At 60.5% G+C, this 24327-nt stretch carries 21 protein-coding genes and 1 pseudogene; 17 read left to right on the plus strand and 5 right to left on the minus strand.

Annotation, left to right across the window (positions count from 1 at the left end; translation table 11 throughout):
• Positions 1-18 precede the first annotated feature (18 nt).
• From BMZ10_RS18315 to BMZ10_RS18335, 5 genes are all read left to right on the plus strand, one after another.
• Positions 19-396 carry a gamma-butyrobetaine hydroxylase family protein gene (locus BMZ10_RS18315; RefSeq protein WP_093465382.1) on the plus strand — a complete coding sequence of 126 codons (378 nt, stop codon included), beginning with the start codon at positions 19-21 and terminating at the stop codon, positions 394-396.
• Positions 397-735: 339 nt separating this feature from the next.
• Positions 736-2415: a class II poly(R)-hydroxyalkanoic acid synthase gene (gene phaC, locus BMZ10_RS18320; protein ID WP_093465385.1), complete on the plus strand. Its 1680-nt coding sequence runs from the start codon at positions 736-738 to the stop codon at positions 2413-2415.
• Positions 2416-2603: 188 nt separating this feature from the next.
• A complete protein-coding gene (phaZ, locus tag BMZ10_RS18325; protein ID WP_093465388.1) occupies positions 2604-3464 on the plus strand; it encodes a poly(3-hydroxyalkanoate) depolymerase in 861 nt (286 codons plus the stop codon).
• 325 nt (positions 3465-3789) lie between these two features.
• Positions 3790-5472 (plus strand): class II poly(R)-hydroxyalkanoic acid synthase, encoded by a 1683-nt coding sequence (gene phaC, locus BMZ10_RS18330; RefSeq protein ID WP_093465391.1) that lies wholly within the window; start codon positions 3790-3792, stop codon positions 5470-5472.
• Between the two features lie 50 nt (positions 5473-5522).
• Positions 5523-6137, plus strand: coding sequence for a TetR/AcrR family transcriptional regulator (locus tag BMZ10_RS18335; RefSeq protein WP_093465394.1), 615 nt, complete (start codon positions 5523-5525; stop codon positions 6135-6137).
• Between the two features lie 98 nt (positions 6138-6235).
• Here BMZ10_RS18335 and BMZ10_RS18340 read toward each other — a convergent pair whose 3' ends face one another.
• From BMZ10_RS18340 to BMZ10_RS18350, 3 genes are all read right to left on the minus strand, one after another.
• Positions 6236-7120: a phasin family protein gene (locus BMZ10_RS18340; protein WP_093465397.1), complete on the minus strand. Its 885-nt coding sequence runs from the start codon at positions 7118-7120 to the stop codon at positions 6236-6238.
• A 10-nt stretch (positions 7121-7130) separates the two neighbouring features.
• Positions 7131-7556 (minus strand): phasin family protein, encoded by a 426-nt coding sequence (locus tag BMZ10_RS18345; RefSeq protein ID WP_093465400.1) that lies wholly within the window; start codon positions 7554-7556, stop codon positions 7131-7133.
• Between the two features lie 252 nt (positions 7557-7808).
• Positions 7809-8087, minus strand: coding sequence for a polyhydroxyalkanoic acid system family protein (locus BMZ10_RS18350; RefSeq protein WP_093465403.1), 279 nt, complete (start codon positions 8085-8087; stop codon positions 7809-7811).
• Positions 8088-8228: 141 nt separating this feature from the next.
• Here BMZ10_RS18350 and ubiE point away from each other — a divergent pair, with 141 nt between their 5' ends.
• The 12 genes and pseudogenes from ubiE (at position 8229) to BMZ10_RS28360 (ending at position 19334) form a co-directional block, all read left to right on the plus strand.
• On the plus strand, positions 8229-8999 hold the full coding sequence (ubiE, locus tag BMZ10_RS18355) for a bifunctional demethylmenaquinone methyltransferase/2-methoxy-6-polyprenyl-1,4-benzoquinol methylase UbiE (protein WP_093465625.1): 771 nt from the start codon (positions 8229-8231) through the stop codon (positions 8997-8999).
• Positions 8999-9622: a ubiquinone biosynthesis accessory factor UbiJ gene (locus BMZ10_RS18360; protein WP_093465406.1), complete on the plus strand. Its 624-nt coding sequence runs from the start codon at positions 8999-9001 to the stop codon at positions 9620-9622. The genes ubiE and BMZ10_RS18360 overlap by 1 nt, the downstream gene beginning before the upstream one ends.
• Positions 9619-11238, plus strand: a complete 1620-nt coding sequence (ubiB, locus tag BMZ10_RS18365) for a ubiquinone biosynthesis regulatory protein kinase UbiB (RefSeq protein ID WP_093465409.1) — start codon at positions 9619-9621, stop codon at positions 11236-11238. The genes BMZ10_RS18360 and ubiB overlap by 4 nt, the downstream gene beginning before the upstream one ends.
• 56 nt (positions 11239-11294) lie before the next feature.
• Positions 11295-11687 (plus strand): phosphoribosyl-AMP cyclohydrolase, encoded by a 393-nt coding sequence (hisI, locus tag BMZ10_RS18370; RefSeq protein WP_093465412.1) that lies wholly within the window; start codon positions 11295-11297, stop codon positions 11685-11687.
• Positions 11688-11689: 2 nt separating this feature from the next.
• Positions 11690-12022 (plus strand): phosphoribosyl-ATP diphosphatase, encoded by a 333-nt coding sequence (locus BMZ10_RS18375; RefSeq protein ID WP_062379266.1) that lies wholly within the window; start codon positions 11690-11692, stop codon positions 12020-12022.
• Positions 12023-12066: 44 nt separating this feature from the next.
• Positions 12067-12336 (plus strand): twin-arginine translocase TatA/TatE family subunit, encoded by a 270-nt coding sequence (locus tag BMZ10_RS18380; protein ID WP_093465415.1) that lies wholly within the window; start codon positions 12067-12069, stop codon positions 12334-12336.
• A gap of 10 nt (positions 12337-12346) precedes the next feature.
• Complete coding sequence (gene tatB, locus BMZ10_RS18385; protein ID WP_093465417.1) at positions 12347-12847, plus strand: Sec-independent protein translocase protein TatB; 501 nt, start codon at positions 12347-12349, stop codon at positions 12845-12847.
• Positions 12844-13638: a twin-arginine translocase subunit TatC gene (gene tatC, locus BMZ10_RS18390; RefSeq protein WP_093465420.1), complete on the plus strand. Its 795-nt coding sequence runs from the start codon at positions 12844-12846 to the stop codon at positions 13636-13638. The genes tatB and tatC overlap by 4 nt, the downstream gene beginning before the upstream one ends.
• On the plus strand, positions 13635-14342 hold the full coding sequence (locus BMZ10_RS18395; protein WP_093465423.1) for a 16S rRNA (uracil(1498)-N(3))-methyltransferase: 708 nt from the start codon (positions 13635-13637) through the stop codon (positions 14340-14342). Before tatC ends, BMZ10_RS18395 begins: the two co-directional genes overlap by 4 nt.
• Positions 14343-15314: 972 nt before the next feature.
• Positions 15315-17231 (plus strand): methyl-accepting chemotaxis protein, encoded by a 1917-nt coding sequence (locus BMZ10_RS18400; RefSeq protein WP_093465426.1) that lies wholly within the window; start codon positions 15315-15317, stop codon positions 17229-17231.
• 159 nt (positions 17232-17390) lie between these two features.
• Positions 17391-18473: pseudogene (locus BMZ10_RS28355) on the plus strand (methyl-accepting chemotaxis protein); the annotation flags it as partial.
• Positions 18471-19334, plus strand: a complete 864-nt coding sequence (locus BMZ10_RS28360) for a methyl-accepting chemotaxis protein (protein ID WP_371265989.1) — start codon at positions 18471-18473, stop codon at positions 19332-19334. The pseudogene BMZ10_RS28355 and the gene BMZ10_RS28360, both read left to right, overlap by 3 nt.
• A gap of 225 nt (positions 19335-19559) precedes the next feature.
• Here BMZ10_RS28360 and mdoH read toward each other — a convergent pair whose 3' ends face one another.
• Complete coding sequence (gene mdoH, locus BMZ10_RS18410; RefSeq protein WP_093465432.1) at positions 19560-22148, minus strand: glucans biosynthesis glucosyltransferase MdoH; 2589 nt, start codon at positions 22146-22148, stop codon at positions 19560-19562.
• On the minus strand, positions 22141-24117 hold the full coding sequence (locus BMZ10_RS18415; protein WP_093465435.1) for a glucan biosynthesis protein G: 1977 nt from the start codon (positions 24115-24117) through the stop codon (positions 22141-22143). The genes mdoH and BMZ10_RS18415 overlap by 8 nt, the downstream gene beginning before the upstream one ends.
• Positions 24118-24327 lie beyond the last annotated feature (210 nt).

A 24327-nucleotide genomic window follows, 5' to 3' on the forward strand; every position in this document is an offset into this window, starting at 1 on the left:
GTGTGAGGCGCAAAAATCATGTCCAGAATTCCTACCGCGATCCAGCTTCACAAAGCCTCAAAAATCCTCAGCCTGAAATACGGCCCTGATGAGGAATACCATCTGCCTGCGGAATTTCTGCGCGTGCATTCGCCCTCGGCCGAGGTGCAAGGGCACGGCAATCCCATTCTGCAATTCGGCAAGCTGGGCGTGGGCCTGAGCAAAATTGAACCTGCCGGGCAGTACGCACTGAAATTGACCTTCGACGACGGTCATGACAGCGGATTGTTCACGTGGGAATACCTTGAGCAACTGGCCCAGCGCCAGGAATCTTTGTGGGACGACTATCTGGCGGAGCTCAAAGCAGCCGGAAAATCCCGCGACCCTTCCGAGCAAGTCATTCGGCTGATGCTCTAGTCCGCGCCCTGCATACCGGCGGGCGTTTTAGGACGCGCTTTCTAATCGCATTTGTTTCAATAGGCCGCGCAGCGGTCAATGACTGACCCTGCTTGCGATTTTTTTAAATCTCGCGTAACCAATGATCATGGCAAGCCATCTGCATCGGACTTTTTTGCAGGAGCCTGCCGGCGTGGACCGTGGAAGCCGTATTCGTCACAGCCCCATCGGGTTGGTCGTTGGCGAACGTCCGCGTCCGGTTGTGTTAATCATCGGTCACCCGAGAGCAGTGCTGGCATTGGCCTGTTGCGCTTTTCACAGGGATGTCAGTACTCGTCTCAGGACAATGGAGCGTCGTAGATGAGTGACAAGAGTAATGATGATCTGCCGCGTCAGGCCTCTGAACATACGCTGGGGCTGAACCCCGTCGTCGGGTTGCGGCGCAAGGATTTGCTCACCACGGCTCGCATGGTATTGACTCAAGCCATCAAACAACCTTTCCACAGTGCCCGGCACGTGGCCCATTTCGGGCTTGAACTGAAAAACGTCCTGCTGGGCAAATCCACGCTGACCCCGGAAAGCGACGACCGCCGCTTTGCCGATCCGGCCTGGAGCCAGAACCCCCTTTATCGCCGCTATCTGCAGACTTACCTTGCCTGGCGCAAGGAGCTGCACGACTGGATAGACGACAGCAACCTGTCTGCACAGGACATCAGCCGCGGCCATTTCGTGATCACCCTGATGACAGAGGCGATGTCGCCCACCAACGGCGCGGCCAACCCGGCAGCGGTCAAACGCTTTTTTGAAACCGGCGGCAAAAGCATTCTCGACGGCTTGTCCCACCTGGCCAAGGATCTGGTGAACAACGGCGGCATGCCGAGCCAGGTCAATATGGACGCGTTCGAGGTCGGCAAGAATCTCGGCACCACCGAGGGCGCGGTGGTGTTCCGTAACGACGTGCTGGAGCTGATTCAGTACCGACCGATCACCGAACAGGTTCACGAGCGTCCGATGCTCGTGGTCCCTCCGCAGATCAACAAGTTTTACGTGTTCGACCTCAGCCAGGACAAGAGCCTGGCGCGCTTCTGCCTGCGCAACAACGTGCAGACCTTCATCATCAGTTGGCGCAACCCCACCAAAGCACAGCGCGAATGGGGGCTGTCGACGTATATCGACGCCGTGAAGGAGGCTGTGGACGTGGTCTGCAAGATCACCGGAAGCAAGGACGTCAACATGCTCGGCGCATGCTCTGGCGGCATCACTTGCACGGCGCTGCTGGGGCATTACGCAGCGCTGGGCGAGCAGAAGGTCAACGCCCTGACGCTGCTGGTGAGCGTGCTCGACACGACGCTGGACACTCAGGTCTCTCTGTTCGTCGACGAGCAGACGCTGGAGTCGGCCAAGCGTCATTCGTATCAGGCCGGGGTTCTGGAAGGCAAAGACATGGCCAAGGTCTTTGCCTGGATGCGACCGAACGACCTGATCTGGAATTACTGGGTGAACAACTATCTGCTGGGCAACGAGCCGCCGGTTTTCGACATCCTGTTCTGGAACAACGACACCACACGTCTGCCCGCAGCGTTTCATGGCGACTTGATCGAGATGTTCAAGAATAATCCGCTGACGCGCGCAAACGCCCTGGAAGTCTGCGGCACGCCAATCGATCTGAAACAGGTCAAAAGTGACATCTTCTGCCTGGCAGGCACCAATGATCACATCACGCCTTGGGTCTCTTGCTACAAGTCGGCGCGACTGTTCGGGGGCAAGACCGAGTTCGTGCTGTCCAACAGCGGGCATATCCAGAGCATCCTGAACCCGCCGGGTAACCCGAAAGCACGTTACATGACCAATCCTGAATTGCCCGAAGATGCTCAGCGATGGCAGGAAGATGCGACCAAGCACACTGATTCCTGGTGGCTGCACTGGCATAACTGGCAGGCCGAACGCTCAGGCAAGCTGAAAAAGGCGCCCGCCAGCCTGGGCAATAAAGCGTATCCCGCAGGCGAGGCAGCTCCGGGGACGTATGTGCACGAACGATAGCGTTTAACCGCAGGCGCGTGGCTTGTCCCGCGATTGAATCGATACGCCTGCGTGATTTGTATCTGTCATCAGCGACACGCTGTAAATGGAACGGCAAGCATCGAACACACAGGAACCGCCGACGCGGTTTCAGGACCGGAAAAAGCGCAGGACTGCATGACCGGCGTTTAACCCACAGGGCTTCGCGCATGCCGCAACCGTTTGTATTTCGCACCATCGATCTGGATGGCCACAACATCCGCACGGCCGTGCGCCCCGGCAAGAGTCATCTCACGCCGCTGCTGATCTTCAATGGAATCGGCGCCAACCTGGAGCTGGTCTTTCCGTTCGTCGACGCGCTGGATCCGGACCTTGAAGTCATCGCCTTCGACGTGCCCGGCGTGGGTGGTTCATCGACCCCAAGCCGTCCATACCGGTTTCCCGGTCTGGCAAAACTTGCCGCACGCATGCTCGATTACCTGGATTACGGTCAGGTCAACGCGATCGGCGTGTCGTGGGGCGGCGCGCTGGCGCAACAGTTTGCCCACGACTACCCGGAACGCTGCAAGAAACTGGTGCTCGCCGCCACCGCAGCCGGTGCAGTGATGGTGCCGGGCAAGCCCAGAGTATTGTGGCTGATGGCGAGTCCGCGGCGTTATATCCAGCCGTCCCACGTCATCAGGATCGCCCCGGAAATCTACGGCGGGGCGTTTCGGCGCGACCCGCATCTGGCCGCCAACCATGCGGCCAAGGTCCGCTCGTCCGGAAAAATGGGCTACTACTGGCAACTGTTCGCCGGCATGGGCTGGACCAGCATTCACTGGCTGCACAAGATCCGCCAGCCGACTCTCGTGCTGGCCGGCGACGACGATCCACTGATCCCGCTGATCAACATGCGACTACTGGCCTGGCGCATACCCAATGCCCAGCTACACATAATCGATGATGGTCACTTGTTTTTGATCACCCGGGCCGAGGCCGTCGCGCCCATCATCATGAAGTTTCTTCAGCAGGAGCGGCAGCGCGCCGTCATGCACCCGCAACCAGCCCCCGTCGTGCGCCAACCCTGAAATGAGATCGTGCCATGGCCGGCAGGCGTTCGTGCTTCAACAATAAGCTTCGGCGGGAAACCTCTACGCCGCTGGAGAACCGCTAACACCGGCCTAAGCCGGGAAACCAGCAGGACCGGCTTCAGCCGGGAAGGCGTCGGTACCGGCATCGCTTACCCCGGATGACCCTTACAACGCTGAAGCCGGTCGCACCTCGGGAGTACGGAAGTCACTTGATTGACTGCGCCATCGGCGGGATTGCCAAGGCGCAGGGCAGCGCGCAACAGCTGATTCAGGGTTGCGCGCAGGTTTATTTGCTTATGGCCTGACGAAGGAGTGTTGACCCATGCGAGACAAACCGGCGAAAAACCCCTATCCCATACCCTCCACGTACATCAACGCGCAGAGCGCGATCACCGGCCTGCGCGGGCGGGATTTGTTTTCGACCCTGCGCAACGTGGCGCTGCAAGGCCTTAAACATCCGGTTTACACCGCGCGCCACGCGCTGGCGCTCGGCGGCCAGTTGGGCCGCGTCATGCTGGGCGACCTCCCTTATCAGCCGCACCCTCACGACAACCGTTTCAGTGACCCGACCTGGGCGCACAACCCGCTCTATCGGCGCGGCTTGCAGGCCTATCTGAGCTGGCAGCATCAGGTACGCAGCTGGATCGACGACAGCAACCTGAGTGAAGACGACCGCTCGCGCGCGCAATTCATTTTTGCGCTGCTCAACGACGCCCTCGCGCCGACCAATACCTTGCTCAATCCGATGGCGCTGAAGGAGCTGTTCAACTCAGGCGGCACCAGCGTGATCAAAGGTCTGAGCCACATGCTCGACGACTTCATGCACAACAACGGTCTGCCCAGCCAGACCACCAAAGACGCGTTCGAGATCGGCCGCACGCTGGCGGTCACGCCAGGCGCCGTGGTGTTTCGCAACGAACTGCTGGAGCTGATCCAGTACAAGCCGATGAGCGAAAAACAGTACGCACGCCCTCTGCTGATCGTGCCGCCGCAGATCAACAAGTACTACATTTTCGATCTCAGTCCGACCAACAGTTTCGTGCAGTACGCGCTGAAGAACGGCCTGCAGACCTTCATCATCAGTTGGCGCAACCCGGATGTCCGACATCGCGAATGGGGCCTGTCCAGTTATGTACAAGCCGCCGAGGAGGTGATGAACGTGTGCCGCGCGATCACCGGCGCGCGCGAGGTCAACCTGATGGGGGCTTGCGCGGGCGGGCTGACCATCGCCGCGTTGCAAGGCCATCTTCAGGCCAAGCGACAGATGCGCCGGGTCTCGAGCGCCAGTTATCTGGTCAGTCTGCTGGACAGCCAGATCGAGAGTCCGGCCACGCTGTTCATCGACGAACAGACGCTTGAAGCCGCCAAGCGCCGCTCCTATCAGCGCGGCGTGCTGGAGGGTCGGGATATGGCCAAGGTGTTCGCCTGGATGCGCCCGAACGACCTGATCTGGACTTACTGGGTGAACAACTATCTGTTGGGCAAGGCGCCGCCACCCTTCGACATTCTGTACTGGAACAACGACAGCACCCGCCTGCCCGCCGCGCTGCATGGTGACTTGCTGGACTTCTTCAAGCACAACCCGCTGACCCATCCTGGCGGCCTCGAGGTCTGCGGTACGCCGATCGATCTGCAAAAGGTCACGGTGGACAGCTTCAGCGTAGCGGGCATCAACGACCACATCACGCCTTGGGACGCGGTCTATCGCTCGACGCTGCTCTTGGGAGGCGAGCGCCGATTTTTGCTTTCCAACAGCGGCCACGTGCAGAGCATCCTCAATCCGCCGGGCAACCCGAAGTCCAACTTTGTCGAGAACGGCAAACTGAGCAGCGATCCGCGTGCCTGGTATTACGACGCGCAGCGCAGCGACGGCAGTTGGTGGCCGAGCTGGCTCGAGTGGATTCAGGCGCGATCAGGGCCGCAGCGCGAAACGCTCACGGCGCTGGGTAACCAGAATCACCCACCGATGGAAGCCGCGCCGGGGACGTATGTGCGAGTCCGTTGAGTCCGCGCGCCTGCCCCATCACTGCACACGCACCGAATTAAGAAGACTGGATGAAGACCCGCGACCGCATACTCGAATGTGCCCTGGCGCTGTTCAATCGTCAGGGCGAACCCAACGTCTCGACGCTGGAAATTGCCAACGAACTGGAGATCAGCCCGGGCAATCTCTACTACCACTTTCATGGCAAGGAGCCGTTGGTGATGGAGCTGTTCGAGCGCTTCCAGAACGAACTGGCGCCCTTGCTGGACCCACCTGCGGATGCTCGTCTGGACGCCGAAGATTACTGGCTGTTTCTGCACCTGATCGTCGAGCGTCTGTCGCACTATCGTTTCCTGTTTCAGGACCTGTCGAACCTTGCCAGTCGTCTGCCGAAGCTGGCGCGTGGCATTCGCAACCTGCTGAACGCGATCAAGCGCACCCTCGCCTCGCTACTGGCGCGCCTAAAAGCCGAAGGCCAGGTGACCAGTGATACTCAGGCGCTGGGCCAATTGGTGGAACAGATCACCATGACCCTGCTGTTCTCGCTGGACTATCAACGCATCCTTGATCGCGAAGGCGAAACGCGAGTGGTGGTCTACCAGATCATGATGCTGGTCGCGCCGCACCTCAAACCGGGTGCGCGACACGCCGCCGAGCAGTTGGCGCGGCACTATCTGGAGGACTGAATCACGCTGGCTTCAGCGCTCCTACACAGGCAAGAAGTCACCTACAAAAAAACCCGACCAGCTCTCACAGATCGGGTGTTGGTGTGGCCAGCCGGGAATCAGGATTGGCTGGACGGTGTCGACGCCGTGGAGGCTGGCGACGGTGCAGCGGCAGGGGCCGACGGTGCTGACGCGGTGGGTGTAGCACTGGCAGAGGGAGCCGATGTAGAAGCTGCTGCCGGTTTGGCGGCTGCGGCGGGCTTTTTGGCCGCTGCAGGCTTTTTCGCGGCGGCTGGTTTTGCCGCTGCTGCTGGTTTCGCCGCTGGCTTGGCAGCCGGTTTCGCTGCGGCCTTCGGTGCAGGCTTCGCGGCGACGGTTTTTGCCTTGGCGGCGGTGGAAGCGGCTGCCTTGGAGGCTGCTGCAACCGGTTTGGCTGCTGCTTTGGAAGCTGCTGGTTTGGCCGCTGCGGTTTTCTTGGCGACGCTGCTCGCGGCCTTGGCGACCGGCTTGGCCGCTGCTTTGGCCAGAGGCTTGGCAGTGGTTTTGCTCGCAGGCTTAGCGGCAGGTTTGGCTGCGGCGGTCTTCGAGATCGGCGTGACCGACGCTCCGGTCAGCGTCTCGATCTGCCGGGTCAACAGATCGACCTTGCTGTGCAGCGCTTTGACTTCATTGCGACTCGGCACGCCCAGGCGCGAAATGGCGCTGTTCAGGCGCTTGTCGAAAGCCCCTTCCAGCTCGCCCCATTTGCCCAATGCCAGATCCTTAACGTCGCCAACGCGGGATTTGGTCGAAGCCTTCGCCGTGTCGACGCTCTTGCCAACGGTCGCCTTGGTTTCCTTCTCGGCCTTCTCGCCATCCTTGACCAAAGATTCGAAAAGCTTACTGCCGTCATTGCTGATTTTCGAGTAAGCGCCTAAACCAGCCAGCCAGATTTGGCGGGAGTATTTTTCAACTTCGCCAATCCAGGAGCTGCCTTCTTTTTCGGTTTTCTTTTTGCCAGCCATCCCGCTCTCCTTATTGTTTACGCGCGACACGTTCAAGCAATGCCGTCAGCTCATCGAGCTTAGCAGAGAGTGTCTCAACATCATGTTTAGACGGTATGCCAATGCGATTCAAGGCGCTGGCCACACGGCGATCAAATGCGCTTTCGATTTTATCGAGCTGCACTTCGACCCGACCTTTGGCCTTCGTCACGTCGTCCTTCACCGATTCGATTTCGCTGTTGGCGGCGTCGACGGATTCATCGATGACTTTCTTCGCTTTCTTCTCGGTCTGCTCGCCGGTCTTGATCAATTCTTTGACGTAGTCGGCGCCTTCCTGTCCAGCCTTGACGTAAGCGCCCAGCCCGGCCAGCCAGATCTTGCGGGCATACAGCCGGACTTCGGAAAACGTCTTCGCTTCGTCGACTTCGACTTTTTTCTTGAGGATAACTTTGACCATGGTGCACCTCACGCTCGAAGGGTAAGAGGAACCGCCCCATGGAAGTCGGGGCATGGGCACAAAGTAGAGAGAAAAATTAGAAAGCTCACCCTAGGTTGGGGTGGGCGATGTGGGAGCGTGGCTTGTCCCGCGATCGGCTGCGAAGCAGTCGTAGATGCGGCAAATCCGTTGTCCGAGGACTACCGCGTACTCAGGTTTACGACGACTTCGTCGCCGATCGCGGGACAAGCCACGCTCCTACAAAATAAGGCATTACGCCGTCAGGGCTTTATCCAGCTGCCGCTCGACCTCGGACTGGATGGTGCTGCTCATTGCAGACAGGAAGAAATTCAATTCGATATTTACCCGCACCAGAGCGTCTTCGACCTGAACTGTGCCTTTGGCGCCCTTGCCTTCCAGCGACACAACGTCGCCGTCCCAGCTGTGCTCGATGCCATATTTATCGCCCAGCTTCTCAGCCAGCAACTCGGCCTTCTCGCGAGCCTTGTCCTTACCCAGCGCATGCGGGCGTTCTACGGTAATGCGGGCCATCGGCGGGCTCCTTCGTCCAGGTGAATCGTCGGGCCACTATACCAGCGGCATCTGGCGAAGAAACTGTTCACGGTGAGCCTTGTCAAGACAAAGCCAGCCCCGACGATTAGAATGGCGGCACTTTATTCCGGTGACAGCGATATGAACGATCCGCGCAAAGGCAGCGATGCCGAACCCACCACTCACTTCGGTTACAAAACCGTGGCCGAAAGCCAGAAGGCCGAAAAAGTCGCCGAAGTTTTTCACTCCGTTGCGGCCAAGTACGACCTGATGAACGACGTCCTGTCCGGCGGCATGCATCGCCTCTGGAAGCGCTTCACGATCGAGCTTTCCGGCGTGCGTACCGGCAACCGGGTGCTGGACATCGCAGGCGGCACGGGCGATCTGGCGAAGAAATTTTCGCACCTGGTCGGGCCTACCGGCGAAGTGGTGCTGGCTGACATCAACGCGTCCATGCTCAAGGTCGGCCGTGACCGCCTGCTGGACCGTGGCGTGGCCGGCAACATCAAGTTCGTTCAGGCGGACGCTGAAAAGCTGCCTTTCCCTGACAACTACTTCGACTGCGTGACCATCGCCTTCGGCTTGCGCAACGTGACGCACAAAGAAGACGCCATCCGCTCGATGCTGCGCGTGCTCAAGCCCGGCGGCCGGCTGCTGGTGCTGGAGTTCTCCAAACCGACCAACAAGGTCATGTCCAAGGTCTACGACGCCTATTCGTTTGCCTTCATGCCGTTGGCGGGCAAGCTGATCACCAACGACTCGGAAAGCTATCGATATCTGGCCGAATCGATCCGCATGCACCCGGATCAGGAAACCCTGAAGTCGATGATGGTCCAGGCCGGTTTCGACCGCGTGACCTATCACAACATGACCTCCGGCATCGTTGCCCTGCACCGGGGTATCAAACCCTGATGCTGATCAGTGGCTTGCTCGCCAGCGCCGAACACGGCATCAATCGCGTGCTGCAGATGGACAGCACCGCTTTGCCGCGCCTTGACCGGCTGAGTGGCAAAGTCGTCGCGATTGAATGCACCGGCCCTGCCTTTCACCTGCATATCCTGCCCAGCGACGAGGGCCTGATGCTCGCCGCGAACTGGGAAGGCGGTGCCGATGTGACGCTGCGCGCGCCGGCAGCGAGCCTGATGCGCCTGGCCCTGAGCAAGGACAAGAACGCCGTCCTGCACAGCCCCGAAGTCGACCTGGAAGGCGAAAGCGCTGTGCTGCTTGAGCTGGTCGGTGTGCTTCAGGACCTGGACCTGGACTGGGAATACGAGCTGCAACGCTGGCTCGGCCCCGTCGCCACGCCGCTGATCGGCGGGCACCTGCGCAACAGCGCGCGCTGGACCCGCGAAAGTGCTGAAAGCCTGAGCCATAATCTGGCCGAATATCTGGCTGAAGAGTCACGCACTCTGGTTGGCAGGCGCGAGGCTGAGGCCCGTTTCGCCGAACTGGATCAGACCAAACAAGACCTGGAACGCCTCGAAGCCCGCTTCGAGCGTCTGGCCCAATCTCTCAAATCCAGCGATACCGCATGAGCCTGCTTGCCGTCCGCCGTCTGTTTCGCATCCAGCGTGTCGTAATCCGTTACCGCCTCGATGACTTGCTGTTCGCTTTGCCACTGCCGTGGTGGCTGCTTGCCGTGCGCTTCATGCTGCCGTGGCGGTGGATCCCGCGACGCAAGAGCGAGCTCAATCGAGGCGCGCGTTTGCGCCTGGCCTTGCAGGACCTGGGGCCGATCTTCATCAAGTTCGGCCAGTTGCTTTCGACCCGTCGCGACCTGCTGCCAGAGGACATCGCCGACGAGCTGATGCTGCTGCAGGATCGCGTGCCGCCGTTCGAGTCAGAGAAAGCCGTCGCCCTGATCGAATCGCAACTGGGTGCGAAGATCAGCGAGGTGTTCAGCCGCTTCGACGTTGCCCCGCTGGCCTCTGCCTCGGTGGCGCAGGTGCATGCCGCGCGTCTCAAGACAGGCGAAGAAGTGGTCGTGAAGGTCGTGCGTCCGGGGCTCAAGCCGATCATCGGTTCGGACCTCGCCTGGCTGTTCATCCTCGCGAAAATCGCTGAACGTCTGTCGGCGGACGCCCGCCTGCTGCATCCGGTGGACGTGGTCGCCGATTACGAAAAGACCATTTACGACGAGCTCGATCTGCTGCGCGAGGCGGCCAACTCCAGCCAGTTGCGCCGCAATTTCGAAGGCTCGACCATGCTCTATGTGCCGCAGGTCTACTGGGACTGGTGCCGGCCGAAGGTGTTGGTGATGGAGCGTATCTACGGCGTACAGGTCACCGACCTGGCGACCCTGGCCGACCAGCGCACCGACATGAAAAAACTCGCAGAACGCGGGGTCGAGCTGTTTTTCACCCAAGTGTTCCGCGACAGCTTCTTCCATGCCGACATGCACCCCGGCAACATTTTCGTCAGCACGGTCGCGCCCTGGGATCCGCAATACATCGCGATCGACTGCGGCATTGTCGGCAGCCTGACCCCGGAAGACCAGGACTATCTGGCGCGCAACCTCTTTGCCTTCTTCAAGCGTGACTACCGCCGGGTGGCGCAACTGCACATCGATTCGGGCTGGGTCCCGGCAGAGACAAAGCTCAACGAATTCGAAGCCGCGATCCGGACCGTGTGCGAGCCGATCTTCGAGAAGCCGCTCAAGGATATTTCCTTCGGCCAGGTGTTGATGCGCCTGTTCCAGACCGCCCGCCGCTTCAACATGGAAGTCCAGCCGCAGCTGGTTTTGCTGCAAAAGACCCTGCTCAACATCGAAGGTCTGGGCCGTCAGCTGTACCCGGAACTGGACCTCTGGAGCACGGCGCAGCCCTTTCTCGAGCGCTGGATGCGTGAGCGTGTCAGCCCGAAAACGCTGATTGGCAATCTGCAATCCCAGGTCGAGCAGATTCCGCACCTGGCCAATATGACCCGCGACCTGCTCGAACGCTTGTCGCAGCCGCACACCTCCGACCCGCCACCGCCCTACTCGCGCAACAGCGATCACTGGGCGCTGCGCCTGATCGGCGCCGGACTGCTCGCAGGTGGCGTGGTCCTGGCCACCGCGCACACGCAAACGGGTGACGCGCTCATTGCGCTGAGCGCCTGGCCTGCGCTTCTCATGCTGGTGGCAGGCTTATATCTGGTCGTTCGCCGATAGCCATCCGCGCAGGTCGCTGGCACACTAACCCATCCACAGAGCGGCCGGAGCCGACGATGAAAGACTGGCTGGACGAGATCAAATGGGACCGTGACGGTCTGGTTCCTGCCATCGCGCAGGACCACCAAACCGGACGCGTTCTGATGATGGCCTGGATGAACCGTGAAGCCTTGAGCCTGACCGCTGCCGAAAACCGCGCTATCTATTGGTCGCGTTCGCGTGGCAAGTTATGGCGCAAAGGCGAAGAATCGGGTCACGTGCAGAAGCTTCACGAACTGCGCCTGGACTGCGATGCCGACGTGATCATTCTGATGGTCGAGCAGATTGGCGGCATCGCCTGCCACACCGGGCGCGAAAGCTGCTTCTACCGCGTCTTTGAGGACGCCGGCTGGAAAACCGTGGATCCGGTGATCAAAGACCCAGATGCCATTTATCAAGCAGGACACTGAACATGACTGATACCTTGTCTCGCCTGGCGCAAGTGCTCGAAGAGCGCAAAGGCGCGGCTGCAGACTCTTCCTACGTCGCCAGTCTCTATCACAAGGGGCTGAACAAGATTCTGGAGAAGGTCGGCGAAGAGTCGGTCGAAACCATCATCGCCGCCAAGGACGCCGCCATCAGCGGGGACTGCAGTGATGTCATCTACGAAACCGCCGACTTGTGGTTCCATAGCCTGGTGATGCTCGCAGCACTGGGTCAACACCCACAAGCCGTACTCGATGAACTGGACCGCCGTTTCGGTCTGTCCGGTCACGCCGAAAAGGCAGCGCGCTCGGCGGAATAAACACAGGGGCCTGCGGGTCCGGAATTTCTTGTGAGGAACGTGTCATGGGTATTTTTGACTGGAAACACTGGATCGTCATTCTCGTGGTCGTGGTACTGATCTTCGGCACCAAGAAGCTCAAGAACCTGGGCACCGATGTCGGCGAGTCCATCAAGGGCTTCCGCAAGGCCATGAACGACGATGAAAAACCGTCGGAACAGCCTCCGGTTCAGCCACAGCCAGGTGCGCAGCCGACCCAGACTCAGCCGCTGCACCAGCCGCACACCATCGACGGTCAGGCGCAGAAAGTAGAAGAGCCCATCCGCAAAGACTAGGTCGTGACGCATGTTTGGTATCAGCTTCTCTGAACTGCTGCTGGTCGGTCTCGTTGCCCTGCTGGTGCTGGGTCCCGAGCGCCTTCCGGGGGCAGCACGTACCGCCGGGCTCTGGGTCGGGCGTCTGAAACGCAGCTTCAATGCGATCAAACAGGAAGTTGAGCGCGAAATCGGCGCTGACGAGATTCGCCGTCAGCTGCACAACGAGCACATTCTTTCGCTGGAAGAAGAAGCGCGCAAAATCATGCAGCCTCAGCAGCCACCTGCACCGCCGACTGCTCAGGCGCAGACGCCGCCGGCCAGCGATTCGACATCGCCGGTCATGGGCGCCACACCTACGCCAAGTGCGGACATCGGCCCGGCCGCGCCGGCTGAAAGCGCGTCAGTCAGCCCTGAACCGGTGCCTGCGCAGCCTGCTCATCCCGCTTCGACGCCGGTCACCACGTCTGCACCTGCAGTGCAGAACGAGCCTTCCGCCAACGATTCGTCACAGCCACCACGAGCCCCATGAGCGAAATTCCGGAAAACGACCAGCAAATGCCACTGGTCTCGCACCTCACTGAACTGCGCTCGCGCCTGCTGCGTTGTGTGCTGGCGATCTTCGTGATCTTCGGCGCACTGTTCTATTTCACGCAGAAGATCTACACCTTCGTATCTGCGCCACTGCGCAAGTTTCTGCCTGAAGGCGCGACGATGATCGCCACCGACGTGGCCTCGCCGTTTCTGACGCCGTTCAAGCTGACCATGATGGTTGCGCTGTTTCTGGCCATGCCGGTGATTCTGTATCAGATCTGGGGCTTCATCGCGCCCGGTCTGTACAAGCATGAAAAGCGGGTTGCCGTGCCGCTGCTGATCTCCAGCATCATCCTGTTCTACGCCGGCATGGCCTTCGCGTATTTCCTGGTGTTTCCGCTGATATTCCACTTCTTCGCCAGCGTGACGCCGGAAGGCGTGTCCATGATGACGGACATTTCCAGCTATCTGGACTTCGTCATGACGCTGTTTCTTGCTTTCGGCGTCGCGTTCGAAATCCCGGTCGCCGTGGTGCTGCTCGTGTGGATCGGCATTGTCGACGTCAAATACCTCAAGAAGATCCGCCCGTACGTGGTGATCGGCTGCTTCGTGGTCGGGATGATCCTCACGCCTCCGGACATCTTTTCGCAGACGCTGCTGGCAGTGCCCATGTGGCTGCTGTTCGAAATTGGCGTGTTGTGCAGTTCGATGGTGACCAAACGGGGTGATCACCCAGACGACCAGGCTACGGACGACAAGCAGGACCAGCCGCCAGCGACTCAGCCGTGAACCTGCTGTTACTGGAAGAGGCCGATTTCATCGCGGCCGATCGTGTGATTCTGCGTGATCGGCGCCTCAGGCACATGCAGGAGGTCCATCGTTCCGAAGTCGGCGACAGCCTGCGTGTCGGGCGGGTGGGCGGCCTGCTGGGCACTGCCGAACTGCTAAGACTCGAACCGCGTGAGGCAGAACTTTGCGTCAGCTTTGACCGCGAGCCGCCTGGCAAACTGCCGCTGACCCTCGTGCTGGCCTTGCCACGCCCCAAGATGCTGCGCCGGGTTTTTCAGACCGTCGCAACGATGGGCGTGCCGAAGGTCATTCTGATAAACAGCTACCGAGTCGAGAAAAGCTTCTGGCAGACCCCGTTTCTGGAGCCCGCGGCCATCCGCGAGCAGCTGATTCTGGGACTTGAGCAGGCGCGGGACAGCGTGCTGCCTGAGATCGTCATCGAAAAACGCTTCAAGCCCTTCGTCGAAGATCGGCTGCCGGCCATTGTCGAGGGTACGCTTGGACTGGTTGGCCATCCGGGCGAGTTCCCTGCTTGCCCGCGTGCAGTGGATCAGCCTGTCACGCTGGCAATCGGCCCTGAGGGCGGCTGGATCCCCTATGAAGTCGACCTGCTGCGCGCCTCCGGCCTCAACCCGGTGCAATTGGGCGAACGCATCCTGCGCGTCGAAACCGCCGTCACAGCCCTCCTCGCCCGACTGTTCTGAACAATCCCGGTAAGGTTGCTTGCTGCACGGGTTCGGTGCCTGGCGCGAGCCATCGCCATGCCGCATAGCCCTTGTAAGAGCGCGCTTGCCCGCGAATTGGCCGGAGTGTCCGGTAGAGATGCAGCGGCTGTAACTCAGTCTTCGCGGGCAAGCGCGCTCCTACGGGAGCTGGGTGTGGCCGTAGAGGTCGGGAATGGCCCGGAGATTTCTGTGGGAGTGAGCTTGCTCACGAAGAGTCCGGCACATCCGCTGAAGATGCTTCGGCTGTAACTCAGCCTTCGCGAGCAAGCTCGCTCCCACCGGTTCGGTGCCTGGCGCGCGACCACGCCATGGCGCAATGCCCTTGAGGCTGTGAGCCAAGTGTCTTTAACAGCCCCTCGATCAACGGCGTAACGCCCGACGCTTTCCCGGCTAAAGCCAGTCCTACATACATTTGCAGCGCCTGTAGGACCGGCTTCAGCCGGGAAAAGGCCAGTGCATGCTGTGGAAATGTAGCGTCTGGACGTCAGCGTTCATGAGCAAGCTTGCCTCACAGGTTTTGTCACCAGTCAGCCCCGCGTACCCTTGTAGGAGCGCGCTTGCCCGCGAATTGGCCGGCGTGTCCGGTGGAGATGCAGCGGCTGGAAGTCAGCCTTCGCGGGCAAGCGCGCTCCTACGGGAGTTGGGTGTGGCCGTAGAGTTCGGGAATACCCGGATCTCTGTAGGAGCGCGCTTGCCCGCGAATTGGCCGGAGTGTCCGGTGGAGATGCGCGGCTGGAAGTCAGTCTTCGCGGGCAAGCCCGCTCCCACCGGTGCGGTGCCTGGCGCGAGACGACGCCATGCCGCATAGCCCTTCTAGCCCGTCTTGTGCCTGGCAATCGGCTTCCATCGGCGATCCAACACTTGGCCGATATGCCGCCTTCTCTTGGCTTCAGGCCGGTGCAATCGTGCCGATAACCCTGCGTCCATAACAATAATCCGCAAGGAATCATCATGTCTCGCTGGTTTGCCCACCGCCTTGGAAATGTGAGCGTCAGCCTCAAACTGGGTATCGGTTTCGGGCTGGTGCTGTTACTGACGCTGATCATCACCGCCACGGGTTGGTTGAGCCTGACGTCGTTGATCGAGCGCGGCGACAAGCTCGCTGCGATCTCGCAGATCAGCGAACAGACGATGGATTTGCGCACTGCCCGTATGCGCTATGAAGCTCAGTTCAGCCCGGAAGCGGCGACGGCAGTCATGACCGCATTGGACAAGCTCGATGGCGACCTGAAAAGGACTCGCGGCGTGATCACTGCCGGCGAGGATCTCAAGTTGCTGGACGCGCAAATCCAGGCCGCAACGGACTACCGCAAGGCTTTCGACGACATGAGCAAGGCCTTGCAGGCGCGTGAGGCCAGCCGCAGCAACCTCGGCGCAACGGCAGACGCCGCAGTGGATGAGGTCAAGAAGATCGAAGAAGCGCTGATCCAGCACGACAATATTCTGCAGTTCAACAGCGCGGTAGACGTCAGCAAGCAGATCCAACAAGCCCGCTTCCAGGTGCGCGGTTACACCTTCAGCGGCAATCCGGACTTCGAGAAAAACGCCAATGCGGCGATCGATGAAGCCATCATGGGCGTGAACTCGCTGGCCGGTGACGTTTCGTCGCAATACATTCCTCAATTACAACGCGCGAACCTGGCCCTCAAAGGTTATCGCGCCGCCGTCGGCCAGTACCGCGATGCCCAGCAGGTCAGTCGCCAGGCACTGGAGAAAATGACCGCGCTGGGCCAGCAGTTGCTGGACCTGAGCGACAAGCTGACGGCCTCGCAGAACGCCAAGCGCGATGCAGACAGCCAGCAAGCGCGGTCGATGCTGACCATCGCCACCGCTCTGGCCCTGCTGTTCGGGGTCATCGCGGCATGGGCGATTACCCGCCAGATCGTCATTCCTCTCAGTCAGACGCTGGTTGCCGTCGAGCGCGTGGCGTCCGGCGACTTGACACATAACCTCAGCGTCGACCGTCGCGATGAACTCGGCCAGTTGCAAGGCAGCATTCAACGAATGACCGTCAGCCTGCGCGAGCTGATCGGCGGCATCGGTGATGGCGTCACCCAGATCGCCAGCGCGGCCGAACAGCTGTCAGCGGTCACCGAACAGACCAGCGCAGGCGTCAACAGCCAGAAGGTTGAAACCGATCAGGTCGCCACCGCCATGCACCAGATGACCGCAACGGTGCAGGAGGTCGCACGCAACGCCGAGGAAGCATCGGAGGCCGCCGTCGCTGCCGACCAACAGGCCCGTGAAGGCGACAAGGTGGTAAACGAAGCCATTGCCCAGATCGAGCGCCTGGCCAGCGAAGTGAGCCATTCGACCGAGGCCATGGGCGAACTCAAACGCGAAAGCGACAAGATCGGCAGCGTGCTGGATGTGATCAAGTCGGTCGCTCAGCAAACCAACCTGCTCGCGCTGAACGCAGCCATCGAAGCGGCACGCGCGGGCGAAGCCGGACGTGGATTTGCGGTGGTGGCCGACGAGGTACGCAGCCTGGCGCAACGCACGCAGAAGTCCACCGAAGAAATCGAAGTGCTGATTGCCAGCCTGCAGAACGGCACCCAGCAGGTCGCTACGATCATGGACGCCAGCCGTGACCTGACCGTCAGCAGCGTCGAATTGACCCGTCGGGCCGGCAGCTCACTGGAAAGCATCACGCGGACGGTATCGGCCATTCAGTCGATGAACCAACAGATTGCGGCCGCTGCCGAGCAGCAGAGCGCTACCGCCGAAGAGATCAACCGCAGTGTTCTCAACGTGCGCGATGTCTCTGAGCAGACCTCGGCGGCCAGCGAGGAAACCGCTGCCTCCAGCATGGAGCTGGCGCGACTGGGCACGCATCTGCAGGGACTGGTTGGCCGCTTTCGCGTCTAGATCACCCGCTGAGTCCGACCCGCGAATCGGCCCTTCGGGGCCATTTTGCGACATTCGTCACCTCACGCTCAGCTTCAGAAATATCCTACGACCTGTTCAGGTCACATTCCCGTCTCGCCTGCCGATGCGCGTTTATCGCTCATCCGCAGGAGACGTCCCATGTTGCACACCTTCAATCGGGCATTGGCCAACGCCAGCGTCAAACTCAAATTATCGCTAGGCTTCGGCCTGGTGTTGTTGCTGACACTGGCCATCACGCTTACTGGCTGGCATGGCCTGGACATCATGATTGAGCGTTCGGAGTCGCTGACGTCGATCGCCCAGCTCAACGCCATGACCAAGGATCTGCGCGCCGAACGCATTATCTTTCGTGATGAAAATACGCCGGACAATGCGAGCCGCGTCGTAGCGCGCATCAACGAAATCGAGGCGCACCTGGCGGTGCTGCGCGAGGATTCTCCGCCCCCCGATATCCTCAAGCTTCTTCACAGCGAGAGCGAAACGGTGCGAACGCTGGAATCGACCTTTGCCGAGCTGGGCCAACAGCTCAAAGCCCGCGAGGCATCGCGTATCCGCCTGGCGAACCTCTCCGACCAGGCCATCGCGTCAATCAGCAAGGTTGAAAGCGAAGTGCTCAAAGCCGTCAGTCAAGAACAGGACAGCAGCGAGCGACTGGATGAGTTCACCAATATTCAACAATTGCGCGCCCAAGTGCAGAACGCGCGTTATGAAGTGCAGGCTTACGTATTCAGCGGAAGAGAATCCTACGAAGTCGCGGCCATCACCGCCATCGACGAGGCGCTCCAGGAGGTCGAGCAAATCGCTCGTGACCAAAGCGAGAGCACCATCGGCGAGCTGCTGACAGCGCGCAAGACGCTGCAGGGCTACCGCGACAGCCTGCGGCAGTTCAAGGAATTGCAGGTCAGCGCCGAGGCCGCTCAGGAATCGATGGAGGCCCTGAGCGACACACTCCTGACGTCCACCGGTGAGATCACGGCGCTGCAAAGCCTGCGACGCGATGCCGAGGCGTCCCAATCGCGCACGATGCTCAGCGGCGTGGCGGCTATCGCGCTGGTGCTCGGCTTGCTTGCAGCGTGGCTGATCACTCAGCAAATCATCACGCCGTTGCGCGAAACCCTCAAGGCGGCCGAGCGCATTGCGCAAGGCGACTTGAGCAAGGATCTGGATGTCAGGCGTCGCGATGAAATGGGTGCTCTTCAACGCAGCATGCAGGACATGATGGTCAGCCTGCGCGGGTTGATCAGCGGCATTGGCGACGGTGTGACCCAGATCGCCAGCGCCGCGGAGGAGCTGTCGGCCGTCACCGAACAGACCAGCGTTGGAGTGAACAGTCAGAAAGACGAAACCGACCTCGTTGCAACGGCGATGAATCAGATGACTTCCACCGTAATGGAGGTCGCGCGTAATGCCGAGGAAGCGAGCGAAGCCGCACGCCAGGCAGACCAGCAGGCCCGCGAGGGCGACAAAGTGGTCAATGACGCCATCGTTCAGATCGAGCGTCTGGCGCGCGAGGTCAATAACTCCACCGAAGCGATGGGTAAGCTCAAGCTTGAGAGCGACAAGATCGGCGGGGTGCTGGACGTCATCAAGTCGGTTTCGCAGCAGACCAATCTGCTGGCCTTGAACGCGGCCATAGAGGCGGCGCGGGCTGGAGAGGCCGGGCGCGGTTTTGCCGTCGTGGCGGACGAAGTGCGCAGCCTGGCGCAACGCACTCAGGAGTCAACCGAAGAGATCGAAGTGCTGATCGCGGCACTGCAGAACGGTACTCAGCACGTCGTCAGCACGCTGGATGCCAGCCGTGATCTGACTGACAGCAGCGTGGACCTCAGCCGTCAGGCTGGCAGCGCGCTGGGCCACATCACGCGCACCGTGTCGAACATTCAGGCCATGAACCAGCAGATCGCTGCGGCCGGTGAAGAGCAAAGCAGCGTGGCCGAACAGATAAACCGTAGCGTCCTGAACGTGCGCGACGTGTCAGAGCAGACCGCCGCCGCAAGCGAAGAAACCGCAGCATCCAGCATCGAACTGGCGCGGCTGGGCGTGCAGCTGAAGGAAATGGTGGGCAAGTTCCGGATGAGTTGATGGCACGCCGATATGGGAGCGCAGAAATAGGACCGGCTTTAGCCGGCAAGGCGTAAGGCGCCCTATCCCAAGCTGACGGCGCCTGCACGGACGCCTCCCGGTTGAAGCCGGTCCTACTTGGATTGCCAGGTAAAACCGGTCCCATTGCAGCGCCATCGCAGCAGTGGAGCAAACGAAAACGCCGCCGAAGATTGCTCTTCGGCGGCGTTTTTATCACGCGTTCACTCAGGCGTTGACGAGGGTTGCCTCGCTGGCGTGAGTCGCTGGCTGCAACGGCAACAGTGGCGCGTGAGGATCGGCTTTGACCGACGCTCGCCACGCATCCAGCCACGCAGTGTTGCCTTCGGCCCAGACCAACTCGTGCAGGCGAGCCAGCGCAACCGGATCGCTCAGCAACTGCAGGCGCTCATGGTTGTTCAGATGCTCAGGACCGCCCTTGATCGCATGGCGCACGCGCTCGACGCGCATCCACTCGATCGGTTCGGCATGACGGTGGCGAGAGGTCGCCAGCGCACATGCCAGCGCGTTCTGCTTGGGATCGACCACGGCACGAACGAAACCGTCATTCAGCGCGTGCCAGCGGTTTTCGTGGGTATATTGATCGGTCGACACCAGCTCTTGTGGCGGCGTGTGCTCTTCAGGGATCAGGAACAGATTTTCGTCACGCGCCTTGAGACCCAGATTGGTCCGGCTGGAAATCACCGAAACCGGGATCGACAGCATGAGCGAACCGACAATCGGCACCAGCCACCAGAGGAAGCTTGGGTTCAACCACATCACCAGCAATGCCCACCCGAAACCGAGCAGCGTCTGCGGACCGTGACGCTTGACCGCTTCGCTCCACGGAGTGGAGTCGTCGTCACGTTGCGGAGAGTTCCACGTGGCAGCCCAGCCAAGGAACGCAGCCAGAACGAAGCGCGTGTGGAAAATCATCCGCACAGGCGCCAGCAGCATGGAGAACAGCATCTCCAGCAGCATCGACAACGTGACCTTGATCCGACCGCCGTAGCCCACTGCGCCTTTGGCCCAGATCAGAATGATGCTGAGCAGTTTGGGCAGGAACAGCAGAACGATGGTGGTCGAGAACAGCGCGACGGCCTTTTCCGGGTGCCATTGTGGCCACAGCGGATAGAGCTGCCGAGGCTCTAGGAAGTACGTGGGCTCCATCAGCGTGTTCACCGCCAGCAACGCGGTGGACAGCACCAGGAAGAAGAACCACAACGGTGCCGAAAGGTAAGACATCACCCCTGTCAGGAACACTGCGCGGTGAACCGGGTGCATGCCTTTGACCAGGAACAGACGGAAGTTCATCAGGTTACCGTGACACCAGCGGCGGTCACGCTTGAGCTCGTCCAGAAGGTTCGGCGGCAGCTCTTCGTAACTGCCCGGCAGGTCATAAGCGATCCACACGCCCCAGCCCGCGCGACGCATCAGCGCAGCTTCAACGAAGTCGTGGGACAGAATCGCACCGGCAAATGCGCCCTTGCCCGGCAATGGCGCCAAGGCGCAGTGCTCGATGAACGGCTTCATGCGGATGATTGCGTTGTGACCCCAATAATGGGATTCGCCCAACTGCCAGAAGTGCAGACCGGCCGTGAATAGGGGACCGTACACGCGAGTCGCGAATTGCTGCATGCGCGCGTACAGCGTATCCATGCCCGACGCGCGTGGCGCAGTCTGGATGATACCGGCGTCCGGCGTCGCTTCCATCAAGCGCACCAGACTGGTCAGACACTCGCCGCTCATGACCGAGTCAGCGTCGAGCACGACCATGTAACGATAGTCACCACCCCAGCGACGGCAGAAGTCATCCAGGTTACCGCTCTTGCGCTTGACGCGACGACGGCGGCGGCGATAGAAGATTTTGCCGAAGCCGCCGGCCTCGCGGCAGACGTCCAGCCAGGCCTGTTGCTCAGCAACGGCGATGTCGGTTTCGTTGGTGTCGCTGAGCACGAAAAAGTCGAAACGGTCCAGATCACCGGTGGCCGCGACCGACTCGAACGTTGCACGCAGCCCCGCGAAAACGCGAGGAACGTCTTCATTACAGATCGGCATGACGAGCGCAGTCCGCGCGCCCGCTTCGATAGGCTCGTTGCCCGCGCTGGCGCCGGAAATCCGGTACTTGTCGCGGCCAGTGAGCAATTCGAGGAAGCCCATCAGCGCAGTCCAGAAACCGGCCGACACCCAGCAGAACAAGATCCCGAACAGCAGCAGGATGCTGGTCTGCAGCGCATACGGCATCACTTGAACGGCGGTCTGCCAGAGGGTTTGATGGCTGATTTCATCGAATGAAACCAGCGACCAGCCCTGATACGGCAGGATGCCTTTCATGTAGAAGCCAGCCACGATGGTCTGGCCCAGCATGAGGATCAGCAGGATGTAGCGACGGATCGAGCCGACGGTGCGCCAGCGCGCCTTGGGCAGATCACGCGGAAGATCGCTCTGATCGGGCTTTGGCGGATTGGTCTTGCCGGTCATCCGGCGCCAGGCGCGGTGCAGGATGTTGGTGCGCCAGGGCTCAGGCACAACCTTGGTCCGGCGAATCGGCGGCGTGGCCTTCAGGCGCACGCGACCGCTGGCGTCGACACTCAGCATTTCGGCGTCATGCAGCTCATCAGCGGTGGTCAGGGTCAGACGGCGACCCACCGAAGCCTGGGCGGCTTCGGCAGGATCGGCCACGGTCTGCGCCGAAAGGCGTTCATGCAGCTCTGCGAACGAGGTGCAACTGGCAAGTTCTGCCCGCTGCTCGTCGCTCATTGGCAGGTGTGCCAGGTACTCGGTCAGAGACTCTGGCACGGCTTGTGAATTACTCATCGGCTGGCAACTGGTAGCTCCAGGTTTCGGTCAGGACTTGTTGAATCATGGCCGGCCCCTGTTGGGTGGATGCAGCCTCTACAGCTGGCTGCGGGGTGTCTTTGGCGCCTTTGTTGGCTTTTGCAGCATCGCCCAGCGCGGCTTCCGGACGGGAAGCCTCATCGGACTTGGCTTCAGCTACTTTCGCAGCGTCGGCAGGCTTGGCTGCATCGGCTTTGTCGGCTTTGCCAGCGTCCTTGGCGTCTGCCTTGGCCACTTTGGCATCTTTGGTGTCTTTCGCGTCGCCGGCCTTCACCGCGTCGGTCTTGACGATTTCTGCCTTGTCATCCTTCGGCGCCACGGCCACTACCGCGGCTTTGGCGTCTGCTTTTTTCTCAGGCTTCTTGTCTGATTTGTCAGCAGTGATGACGGCAGGTTCCTTGCCAGGCTCGGCAGGCGTTTCGCGCAGCAGATAAGCGCGCATCTCGACCGACTTGTTCGGATCCTTGACCTTCAGGCGCAGCGTCAGGCGCCAGCCTTTGGTGACAGGGTTGTAACGCAGGTTGTTTTCAACCAGCTCAGTATTGTCATCGGTGGTGACCTGACTGCGGATCGCAGGGTCTTCACCCATTTTGGCCAGATTCGGGCCGACGAAATCGACCAGATAAGCCACGCTGCCATCAGGCTGACGAATCAGGTTGGACTGTTTGACGTCGCCGGTGGAGCGCAGGGTCTGCTTGACCCAGCCCAGATCAGGCGAGTGAATGGAATCCTCGTCCATGGTCCAGTGCAGGCGATAGTTGAAGTCGACCGGCTGACCGGGCTCCGGTTGGGTTTCCGGCTTCCAGAACGCAACGATGTTGTCGTTGGTTTCGTCGGCAGTCGGGATCTCCACCAGATCGACGGTGCCCTTGCCCCAATCGCCCTTAGGCTCGATCCAGGCGCTCGGACGTTTGTCGTAGCGGTCGTCCAGGTCTTCGTAATGGCTGAAGTTGCGACCGCGTTGCAGCAGACCGAAACCGCGCGGGTTCTCGACCGAGAAGCTGCTGACCGCCAGGTGTTTCGGGTTGTTCAGCGGACGCCAGATCCACTCGCCGTTGGCCGCCTGAATCGACAGACCACTGGAGTCGTGCAGCTCGCGACGGTAGTTCAGGACCTTGGAAGGCTGATTCGCGCCGAACAGGTACATGCTGGTCAGCGGGGCGACGCCCAGCTTGCCGACCTTCTCACGCAGGTACATACGCGACTGCACGTCTACCAGCGTGTTGGTGCCAGGACGCAGCGTCAGCTTGTACGCGCCAGTGGCGCGAGGAGAGTCGAGCAGCGCGAAAATCACCAGATGATTGTCATCGGTGTTCGGCTTCTCGATCCAGAACTCGGTGAAACGCGGGAATTCTTCACCCGACGACATCGCGGTATCGATCGCCATGCCACGGGCGGACAGACCGTAAACCTGACCTTTGCCGATGACGCGGAAATAGCTCGCGCCCAGCATGGTCATGATTTCGTCTTGCTTGTCGTCCTTGTTGATCGGGTAAGTGACGCGGAAGCCGGCATAACCCAGGTTCTCGGTCGCTTTGGTATCGAACTTCAGGTCACCGAAATTGAAACGGCTCGGGTCGTACTTGATCTCGTTGACGGTGGTGGCCGTCACTTCGTTGATCTTGACCGGGGTGTCGAAGTGCATGCCCTGGTGGTAGAAGGAAATCTTGAACGGGGTCTTGTCATTGGCCCATTCCGCCTTCTCTTGAAGGAAGCGAATCTTCTGGTAGTCCGCGAACTTCATGTCGCGGAATTCCGCCGGAAGGTTACTTTTTGGCGCTACGAATTTCTGTCCGGCCAGTTCTTTGGCCTTTGTCGCCACGTCGTCGAGATCGAACGCCCAAAGCTGACCGGCGCCGAACAGACAAAACAAAGCCGACCCGGCCAACAAGGCACTGCGCAGGCGCTTGCCAGGGGTCTTTGGTGCATTACATGGACTAACAATCACGAGCAACCCTCGCCGAAAACAGATGAAGAAACCAACGGCCAGCTTTCAAATGCCGGGTTGGCGAGCATTGTTCCGACTCCGAAAGGGGCCAATGATTCCCCAAACGATGTCGGACCAATCTGCGTTTTTACCGATTGGACGAACGATAGCCCGTCTTTGTAGCGCGCGATTATCTAGTAGCTCGCGTTACAACGCATCAGGGGAAGCAAA

It is taken from the genome of Pseudomonas sp. NFR16, from assembly GCF_900108875.1.
Taxonomy (GTDB): Bacteria; Pseudomonadota; Gammaproteobacteria; order Pseudomonadales; family Pseudomonadaceae; genus Aquipseudomonas.